General features: G+C 49.8%; 12 protein-coding genes. All 12 read left to right on the top strand.

Translation table 11 applies throughout. The features are described 5' to 3' along the window. Positions 1-13: 13 nt before the first annotated feature. The gene (locus tag NGK62_RS30215) at positions 14-442 is read left to right on the top strand and encodes a hypothetical protein (protein WP_251881792.1); all 429 of its coding nucleotides are present in this window, start codon (positions 14-16) and stop codon (positions 440-442) included. Between the two features lie 117 nt (positions 443-559). Next, complete coding sequence (locus NGK62_RS30210) at positions 560-823, top strand: transposase (protein ID WP_251881790.1); 264 nt, start codon at positions 560-562, stop codon at positions 821-823. A gap of 104 nt (positions 824-927) precedes the next feature. Beyond that, positions 928-1,593, top strand: a complete 666-nt coding sequence (locus NGK62_RS30205; protein ID WP_251881788.1) for a hypothetical protein — start codon at positions 928-930, stop codon at positions 1,591-1,593. After that, on the top strand, positions 1,590-2,351 hold the full coding sequence (locus tag NGK62_RS30200) for a tetratricopeptide repeat protein (protein WP_059372738.1): 762 nt from the start codon (positions 1,590-1,592) through the stop codon (positions 2,349-2,351). Before NGK62_RS30205 ends, NGK62_RS30200 begins: the two co-directional genes overlap by 4 nt. Before the next feature lie 334 nt (positions 2,352-2,685). Further along, positions 2,686-2,979 carry a hypothetical protein gene (locus NGK62_RS30195; RefSeq protein ID WP_251881786.1) on the top strand — a complete coding sequence of 98 codons (294 nt, stop codon included), beginning with the start codon at positions 2,686-2,688 and terminating at the stop codon, positions 2,977-2,979. Positions 2,980-3,617: 638 nt separating this feature from the next. After that, complete coding sequence (locus NGK62_RS32405) at positions 3,618-4,007, top strand: transposase (protein WP_353506932.1); 390 nt, start codon at positions 3,618-3,620, stop codon at positions 4,005-4,007. Between the two features lie 23 nt (positions 4,008-4,030). Continuing rightward, the gene (locus NGK62_RS30190; RefSeq protein WP_008163594.1) at positions 4,031-4,291 is read left to right on the top strand and encodes a transposase; all 261 of its coding nucleotides are present in this window, start codon (positions 4,031-4,033) and stop codon (positions 4,289-4,291) included. Between the two features lie 38 nt (positions 4,292-4,329). Next, the gene (locus NGK62_RS30185) at positions 4,330-4,740 is read left to right on the top strand and encodes an IS3 family transposase (protein WP_251881784.1); all 411 of its coding nucleotides are present in this window, start codon (positions 4,330-4,332) and stop codon (positions 4,738-4,740) included. A gap of 319 nt (positions 4,741-5,059) precedes the next feature. Next, positions 5,060-5,467, top strand: coding sequence for a hypothetical protein (locus NGK62_RS30180; protein ID WP_251881782.1), 408 nt, complete (start codon positions 5,060-5,062; stop codon positions 5,465-5,467). A 1,218-nt stretch (positions 5,468-6,685) separates the two neighbouring features. Beyond that, positions 6,686-7,372 carry a hypothetical protein gene (locus NGK62_RS30175; RefSeq protein WP_251881781.1) on the top strand — a complete coding sequence of 229 codons (687 nt, stop codon included), beginning with the start codon at positions 6,686-6,688 and terminating at the stop codon, positions 7,370-7,372. Positions 7,373-7,483: 111 nt separating this feature from the next. Further along, positions 7,484-7,822 carry a transposase gene (locus NGK62_RS30170; RefSeq protein ID WP_251881779.1) on the top strand — a complete coding sequence of 113 codons (339 nt, stop codon included), beginning with the start codon at positions 7,484-7,486 and terminating at the stop codon, positions 7,820-7,822. Between the two features lie 36 nt (positions 7,823-7,858). Beyond that, complete coding sequence (locus NGK62_RS30165; protein WP_251881777.1) at positions 7,859-8,233, top strand: hypothetical protein; 375 nt, start codon at positions 7,859-7,861, stop codon at positions 8,231-8,233. Positions 8,234-8,632 lie beyond the last annotated feature (399 nt).

The raw sequence follows: 8,632 nt of genomic DNA, 5'->3' as shown, positions 1-8,632 counted from the left end.
GGAGATTTAATAAATGAATGGGCTTGAATTGCAATACTCAGATTTTCACGATGCTGAGCTTGTTGGAATTGAACATGTTTCATTCGAAAGAAAGGCAGTGCTTACTTTCAAACGGGTTTTTGGAGATAGAGCTCGTATAGTTCTGGAAGGAGTTGAATCCATCCGTGTTTGTGACTATATTTTTCAAAATGTAGTATCTAGATTATTCGACTCCATGCAGGAGGGTTTCTTTCATACCAATTTATTGGATGGCCACGTGGAATGGTTATATACGCTATCGGACGGAACTTGTAGGGTAAACGATCTAACCCTGACTGAAGCGAAGACCGATGTTAGAGACGGGAAAATTCGGTTGTTTGTATTAGAGCCATCTTGGGGGGCTGAGTTGGTGTGCTTGTGTGCGTCGATAAGACCGGAATATAAACTCGAAAATCAGAGTTGATAACAGAGGTCGAAAAAAGGTGTCAGACTACATTTTTCAAATATGGAAATATAGTCTAAGTTAGCTCGGGTTTTCCGGACACCAGAAGAAGTAGATAATACTTGAAGGAGGTGTCCCATGGATAAATCCAAGCCCGAAAACCAGCCGCTCGAAGCCAAACGCCAGCGTCACACCCGAGAGTTCAAGATCGAGGCGGTGAGGCAACTGGAGGAAGGCAAGGTCAGCGGCACGCGACTATCGCTGATGTTGGGCGTGAAGCGCTCGATTATCTACCGGTGGAAGAAGGAGCTGGCGACGCACGGCCCAGACGTCTCCTTTCCCGGTAAAGGCAAGGCGCGCACCGACGAGCAAAGTAAATATGCATGTGAGCTTCCTTATTGATCAATGACCGAGGCCGGCTTATCAAGCGCTCGAATCATACGATCGTCAAGTGTCGCAACAAAGCGAGCCTGTTCCAATCATTCAACACTCTCACGGAAGATCCGATGTCCAGATTTGTTCCTACGCTGCTTGCCACGATTCTCGTGCTTGCTGCCCCTTCGGCGTTGGCGGCAGGCAGTTCGCCCGCGTCGGCAAGCGAGGCGTTCCGCCTGTTCGCAAGATGTGATGCATCGTTGTTTAATGCGCTCAAGAAGAATCCGAATCTGTTTGGAACAGCGGCAGAGGTAAGAAATCGGGGCAAGGCGGCGACCATCGCGGTTGGCAACCCGCTCGCCGAGAAGGGGCGGGATCAGGTCTTCAGTGAGCCGCTTGAGGTTGACGGGCTGCGCCTGATCGCCTGGCACGATGAAGTTTCCTATGACTCTGAATTGGGCGGCTTCCTATACTGGGGGTTCACGGCGGAAGGCAGCCTCAAAGCCGTAGTCAAGAAAATCAATGCCGTCTTGCCCGCCTCGGGAAAACTTGTCGAATCGGGCGAGGGCTGGGTTCGTGCCGAAATTCGCATGATCGGCGACCCGGCAGACGCATGGCGCCCGAGCAGCGTCGGCACGGATACGGCGACCCCGAAGGGAAGCGTTGAGCGCGTACTCATGATCGAGAGTGACGGCGCCGACAAGACTACCGTCTCTTGCTCGCTCCAGGGGTCAATTACGCCACCGCTGCTCCAGGCCCAGCGTCCCGATCTGACCAACGCCGAGTATCCGCAATGAAGCTGCGTATCTTGGCAACGCTGGCTGTCCCGCTGGCTCTGCTTTCGGCATGCGCCGTTACGCCGAGAGCGGGTCTTGCGGATCGTTCGGCGACGAGCCAGACTAGCCCGTGCAAGCAGGTGGCCTCCATGACATTCACTGAGGACGGTCGAGGGTTCGAAGATCCGGACCACGCCATTCAGCTGCTGTCCACTTGTCTTTCAAACTTGCCCGACGCGCCGCCCGATTTTCGGGCGCTGGCGCTGCACGTGCGTGCCCGAGCGCATGAGCAAAAGAAGGACTATACGCATGCCATTGCAGACCGCGAGGAAGCGTTGCGCTTGAGGCCTCCACGTACGGGCTGGGACATCATCGCACTTGCCAGCGATTATCGGGATGACGGGCAACCGGAACGGGCGGTCGAGTTGCTTCGGAAAATGCTCCAGGACAATATGGGTCTTAGAGGCAAGGGCACGACCCCTGGCATGCCGAGTTACTACCATCTTGGCCGGTCGCTGCTCGAAGTACAGCAGTGGTCGAGTGCCGCAGAAGCCTTTTCCGAAGGCATGAGCTACCAACAGGATTATGTCTGGGCATACGCCTATCGCAGTCTGGCCTACGACCGGATGGAGCAGCCGGAACTGGCGCGGGCCGACATTGATAAGGTACGTTCCTTGATCGGGAAGTCCAAACCAGATGGCCGCGAGCGAGACCGCCAGGCCCTTCAGAAGCCGCCATTCGTAGAATTATTGGCGAAGTATCCTGAGCAAGGAAATTAGGTAATCAAAAAAGGTGTCAGACTACATTTTCCAAATCTGAAAATTTAGTCTGACACCTTTTTTAATTTGGGTAGGGAAAATGGCCATTTTGGGGCAATAGCGGGAACTTTGGGGAATATTCCGACAAGCCCATTTGCGCCAGGGGCATGTCTTGCAGCAAAAGGTTCCGAATTAGCCGGCTGGATGATTGGTGGGCTTGAACAGGCAATGAGACAAAATCCGCAGTCCTATACGATAGGAGGTGGGGTGGATTTAGGCGTTAAGCAGTTGACAGGAAAGTATCCTAATGGCGCGATGCTGTTAAATGAAGTTGGTGAATATGTGAAGAGCAAATGTGAAAACTGATTTTCTGGATAAATTTAAGCGTCATGTTGTCGTTGATGGATCTATTAGGACGATTTACCAATATGTCTTTACCGTTTCGGGGATTGCGTTAATATTTCTTGATGCAAAGGTATGGGAGACGGGTTGGGTGATATGTTTTGGTTTTGTTTTGGCGGGAGTCGGAGGGCTCTCCGGCAGAGCGATAGCGTTAAAAATAAAGCCATTTGAAGAGCCTCCTTATCCTCCTGGGTGGCTCGATGGGAAGGGTAAAAAAAATAAGAATGAAAAAGTGAATGAGGATTAAGGTGTCAGACCAAATTTTCCACAAAGAAAATGTAATCTGGGACTGAAAAGGGTGTCAGACTACATTTAGATAGCTAGAAAATATAGTCTGACATTTTTTTGCGTGGGTGGCTGGGGCAGGCCTGGGAGTCTTGGGGCCAGAATCTACGAACGCAGCGGTAAATGCTATTTTTAAAGGCTGTAGTAGGAAGGGGAAATGAAAAGAAAAATTTCTAGATTTCTTAAGAAATATTTTTTCTTTGTTTTATTTTTTTCTATTATTTTTTCTATCGGTGGGGTGGTCTTTGAGTTCTTGTTGATTCCTGCTCTGGTCATGATCTCATCTAATGCCGGTTACCAATTCCCAACTATGGAGAGGTTTTTCTTTATGGCAAAATTTGTAATTCTCGTATCTCCAATATGCGCCGCTGCGGTGAGTATTTTTTTGAGGATTTAGCTGCGTAAATGAAAATGGTAGTACCTATTTTTCCGGTAATTTTAGGTGCTAAAAAGGGTCATATGCTAGAGAAAAGGTGTCAGACTACATTTTCGATAGCTGGAATTTTTATCTGGAACCTATTTTGAATGATGTGTGAGGCGAAGATGGACTCCCGATGTGGGACTTCCGGTTGAGTGAGCGCTTTGTCCCGCAATGCTTCAATGGCTCAGGGAAAAATGCTAGCGTGGATTCGATCAAACATCGAGTTAGGAGCACCAATGGCCCCACGCCTGCCGCGCGTAGTGATCGCGCATACACCTCATCATGTTGTGCAACGCGGTCATAGCCGCCAAGCAATCTTCACTGCGCCAGAAGACTATCAAACGTATCTGTGCGACCTCAAAGAGAAAAGTACAGAACCTGGCGTCCGAGTATATGCATATTGTCTGATGACCAATCATGTGCATTTGCTCCTGATGCCGACGGACGAAACGATGACGCTAGCGAAATTAATGCAGGAGATAGGCCGGCGCGCGACGCGGAGATGGAATCAACGCTGGGGGCGCTCAGGGACTGACCTGCTCCCCGTGATTAGTACGAAATCGATGTAGAGTCCGTTCACAAAGGAACGGCAATGAAGAAACGATTTACGGAAGAGCAGATCATCGGGGTGCTGAAGGAGGCGGAGGCAGGGGCCAAGGTGGCCGAACTGTGCCGCAAGCACGGGATCTCGGAGGCTACCTACTACAACTGGAAGGCGAAGTTCGGCGGCATGACCGTCTCGGACGCCCAGCGACTGAAGGAGCTGGAGCAAGAGAACAACAAGCTCAAGAAGCTGTTGGCTGAATCGATGCTGGACAAGGCTGCGCTTCAGGACCTTTTGAGCCGAAAGTAGCAAGCCCGCAGGCCAAACGCGAAGCGGTCAGAGCGTTGATGACCGAGCGCGGCATGGGTATCACCCGGGCCTGCGGGCTGGTAGGCATTTCCCGGTCGCTATTCGCTTATGAAAGTAGGCGTACGGGCGATGTGGCATTGATCGAGCGCATGAAGGAGATGGCAGCGCTCAAGCGACGCTACGGTTATCGGCGCATCCATATTCTGCTGCGCCGTGAAGGCTGGCAGACGAATCACAAGCGGGTCTGGCGGCTTTACAGCCAAGCCGGCTTGAGCGTTCGTAAGCGTCGCCGCAAGCGCATCGCTCCCGCAGAACGGGTAGTTCGTCCCGTTGCGACGGCGCCGAATCAGAGCTGGTCGATGGACTTCGTGTCCGACGGTCTGGCCTATGGCCGCAGGTTCGATATAAGGTGTCAGACTACATTTTCCATCGCTGAAAATGTAGTCTGACACCTTTTTTTATGTCGGGGGGGGGAGGATCAGTCCCTGTTGTTCCAGGTGCAAGTCTAAATTTCGGTTCTCTGTCTGAAAATGTAAAGCGCAATATGGAGCAACGCGCTGCAAAAACCAACGAATTCCTGCTGGGGGCTGGGATACAGGCTGGGTATTGTGGTTGGCTTTGTTCGGGTATTAATAAGTCAATAGGGGGGAGAGTGCATGGGAACTCGGAGTTGGAACCCCTGGGGGTAGCGCAGGGGTAGGTTTTGGTGGATATACAGGCTATCAAATTCCTTTTTTTAAATAGGTATGAAGAATCGAGGAAAAAAGGATGAAATTGAGCGTGGGAAGGTGGGCTTTATTAATTATTCCGATATGGATGGTTTTGATGATTTTTGTGATCGTCAGATCGCCGGGGGATGTGGCTGTGGTCTACAAAAAAATGATAGACCTGATTCCTGATGTTTATAAAATAAATGGCAATGCCCTGATGGACGATAGATCGTTAAAATCAGGGGCTGGTCTCATTATGATGGAATTCTCTTCTTCTGGTTGGAGTGAAGGAGTTAAAGAGATGAACGAAAGGCTTTTCCAGAGTGTAGGGGCTTCGAAAATTGAGGATGAAAAGACTATTCTCTACTGCAAAGGCCGGGAACAATACGATTTAATACCACCTGGGCTTAATGGGTCTGGAATATTTCAGATAATTATGGCGTATCCAGGAGGGAAGTGTGGGTAGAGGGTTCTCAAATTAAAAAATGTGTCAGCCTACATTTTCCACAGCTGAAAATGTAGGCTGACACCTTTTTTGACTTCCTTGGGCATAATACTCAGGTAGGTGTGCGAAGCAGTAAGATGGGCGCAATTTCTGGAGCCAACAATTATAAATAAGGCGTCAGACTACATAAATAAGGTGTCTAAAAAAGATATCAGGCTAGATTTTCTGACTATCTAAGTTTAGTCTGACACAGAGGCGTCAATCAGCTGATGACGAGTAAGTGTGTAAACGTAAGCACCCCTGTCAAGTAGGTACTGTCTGATAGACGGTCGGAGCGAGGGTTAACCGAGGCATGAAGTGCACAGGTGGGAGGCCGCCCGGAAAAAGGTGTCAGACTACATTTTCCACCGCTGAAAATGTAGTCCGACACCTTTTTGATTTGCAAGATAGCATCAGCGGGGGCTGATGTTAGCAGTTGGTTGCTAGGGGGGCTGGAACAGGTTATGCGCCCCAATTTGGATGCCTATGCTAAGGGGGCTGTAGTAGATCTTGGTGCGCGGGCAGCAAGTAACGTCCTCCCCTCGGGAGCGGTACTTTTCAATGAAATTGGTGAATATGTAAAATCAAAGTATGCACAGTAAATTCTTACATAAATTAATGCGGTCTATCGGGCTGATACTCGTGCGAGATGGTTATCTTCGATCCATATATTGCGTCGCTTTTTCGATTATCGGAGGGGGATTGGTATTTCTCGACTTGGATGTGTGGGAGACGGGGTGGGTATACTTCGTCGGGTTAGCAATCGCTGGGATTGGAGGATACGCGGCTCGGGCGCATCAGCTAGGCATCCGGTCGTTCGAAGGTGCACCATATCCAAGCGGCTGGCTGAAGAGTCGAAGAAGAAGGATGTCAAAAGATAAGGATGAGATAGACAAAGAGGAAAGCTGACATGAAGGATGGGTTCGCTTCCTAAAACACGGGGTTCATTGAATTCTGCGGTGAGAATCACCCCATAATGAAGTGGCCACAGAGAGTGGCGGGTGGTGACAATTTTAGGAAAAATCTTGCGTTGCCTGACGACGAATACGCGAGTCGAGAATTTTTTCGCTGCAAGATACTTCTGCTGACGGAAACTATTGAAATTTCAAGATTAGTTATTTTGATGGAAGAGCAAAGATTTTTTCAGAGAAAATATCGTTCTTGCCACTGTATTGTTTGAGAAAGGTAAATTAACAATCTATGAATATACCCCTCCATAGATTTGCGGTCTCCATTGTTGCGTTGTTCGTTTCGTCGGGCTGCACCTTTATTATGGGCTCCCCACCCGCGGCCTTGGTGACGAACCCTGAGCCTCAGGAGGTCATTAGCCCTGTACTGATCTACACCACCGATTGCGATTTCAAAAAGAAAATTGATAGTGTCGGATTCATAGGTGCTAGAACCGCCTATCCTGCGACCTACGCTGCCGAATCAGTATGCAACGCATTGAATGCCGAACTGCCAGGTGCCATGGATGCAGTGGGAGTCAAGGCGGTATTCAAGTTGCGCAAGTTCGATCTCAAGACGGCCAGACCGAAAACGATGGACGAGGACGCGTTGGCGGCTGGTGTCAAATATGTGGTTGCGGTGAGCGAGCCGGGCGCATTCGAGGGTTCACAACAGTATCCTGCCAGTGTATCGGTGGGTATCCGTCTGTATGACGCAGAGTCGGGCGAGTACCGTGGCATGGCCGAGGATACGTATGGGATCTCTCTGCGTGATTTTTCAATTCGTGGGCCGAATGCCGAGGGACAGCGGATCGCGGCGGATGTCGCGAATAAACTGGCGCGCTCCATGGTACAGCGGTGCACCGAAAAGTACCCTTACCAATGCCACAAGACCGGTCTGCTGCGTTTTGCGGAACCTCGCGATGCATTTGGCAAGTGACTTTATAGAAAAGGTGTCAGATTACATTTTTCAAATCTGGAAATATAGTCTGAGTTAGCCCGGGTTTTCCGGACATCCGAAGAAGTAGATAATACTTGAAGGAGGTGTCCCATGGATAAATCCAAGCCCGAAAACCAGCCGCTCGAAGCCAAACGTCAGCGTCACACCCGAGAGTTCAAGATCGAGGCGGTGAGGCAACTGGAGGAAGGCAAGGTCAGCGGCACGCAACTATTGCTGATGTTGGGCGTGAAGCGCTCGATTATCTACCGGTGGAAGAAGGAGCTGGCGACGCACGGCCCAGATGTCTCATTTCCCGGTAAAGGCGAGACGCGCACCGACGAGCAGACCGAGATTCAGCGCTTTAAGCGTCAGTTGGCCAAAGAAAAAAGGTGTCAGACTAAATTTTCCAAATCTGTGGAAAAAGGTGTCAGCTACATTTTTCACAGCTGAAAATGTAGTCTGACACCTTTTTTGGGGAAATAGAATATGGAGTTTTCGATGGGGTTTGTTAATCAGTTGATGGAGTTTTCTTTCCTGCGAAATGCGAGAAATTCTGCCGTGGAGGATTGGGGGGAAGATGTTCCGGTGACTGTGCTTTTTTCCATTCTTGGAAAAGGAATAGCGGAAAATTTTGCACAGCTTTCATCGTCTTCTCGATCAAGAATATTTCATCTGATAGAGGAGGGAATGAATTCCCCTGATGATGAGCTATCCACAGCAGTTGCCACTGGGCTGTTAGAAGCTCTGGATAATTCTATTTCTGGAAATTTGGAAATTAAAAAAAATGTTTATCTAGAGCTTGGGCCGCGTTCGAAGAAGTACTTGCTTGATTTGTCCGTTTGGCATGGGTCTGGAAAATAGGGCGCCAGACTGAACTGCCTCGCGTTAAAATAGGGTGTCGGACTCTGAGGTTTCCCCACGGATTTCTGGGAAATTCATTCTGAATCAAAGGCTTGTTGCACGGGGCGGACTCAAGCTTTTAGCTTGTAGATGATCAGGGCGTGCATGGTGCCAGTCTTATACCCTTCGTCAGGCGACCAAACCGTTTGAAGGAAGACAGGCCATGCACGCAGTCGGAGTATTGCAGAAACTGCTCCAGGACTCGGTCCCCAGCCTACATTTGAACCGACTCAACGCCTTGATAAGCACGGTGCGGAGTGCAATGACAACACGGCGGTTGACGCTCAGCGGACTGGCGCGTGGCTTGCCTGCCGGCCAGGCAATCAGGCATGATATAAAAAAAGGTGTCAGACTACATTT

The sequence above is a fragment of the Achromobacter sp. Marseille-Q4954 genome, assembly GCF_943737025.1.
In the GTDB taxonomy this organism is placed as follows: Bacteria; Pseudomonadota; Gammaproteobacteria; order Burkholderiales; family Burkholderiaceae_B; genus Achromobacter; species Achromobacter bronchisepticus_A.
Note: the sequence above shows the minus strand (reverse complement) of the source record. Positions and strands in the feature narration are given on the sequence as shown.

Excerpts from the sequence above, each read along its gene's own strand:
- NGK62_RS30215 (WP_251881792.1), top strand. The coding sequence starts at position 14 with ATGAATGGGCTTGAATTGCAATACTCAGATTTTCACGATGCTGAGCTT.
- NGK62_RS30210 (WP_251881790.1), top strand. The coding sequence starts at position 560 with ATGGATAAATCCAAGCCCGAAAACCAGCCGCTCGAAGCCAAACGCCAG.
- NGK62_RS30205 (WP_251881788.1), top strand. The coding sequence starts at position 928 with ATGTCCAGATTTGTTCCTACGCTGCTTGCCACGATTCTCGTGCTTGCT.
- NGK62_RS30200 (WP_059372738.1), top strand. The coding sequence starts at position 1,590 with ATGAAGCTGCGTATCTTGGCAACGCTGGCTGTCCCGCTGGCTCTGCTT.
- NGK62_RS32405 (WP_353506932.1), top strand. The coding sequence starts at position 3,618 with ATGGCTCAGGGAAAAATGCTAGCGTGGATTCGATCAAACATCGAGTTA.
- NGK62_RS30190 (WP_008163594.1), top strand. The coding sequence starts at position 4,031 with ATGAAGAAACGATTTACGGAAGAGCAGATCATCGGGGTGCTGAAGGAG.
- NGK62_RS30185 (WP_251881784.1), top strand. The coding sequence starts at position 4,330 with ATGACCGAGCGCGGCATGGGTATCACCCGGGCCTGCGGGCTGGTAGGC.
- NGK62_RS30180 (WP_251881782.1), top strand. The coding sequence starts at position 5,060 with ATGAAATTGAGCGTGGGAAGGTGGGCTTTATTAATTATTCCGATATGG.
- NGK62_RS30175 (WP_251881781.1), top strand. The coding sequence starts at position 6,686 with ATGAATATACCCCTCCATAGATTTGCGGTCTCCATTGTTGCGTTGTTC.
- NGK62_RS30170 (WP_251881779.1), top strand. The coding sequence starts at position 7,484 with ATGGATAAATCCAAGCCCGAAAACCAGCCGCTCGAAGCCAAACGTCAG.
- NGK62_RS30165 (WP_251881777.1), top strand. The coding sequence starts at position 7,859 with ATGGAGTTTTCGATGGGGTTTGTTAATCAGTTGATGGAGTTTTCTTTC.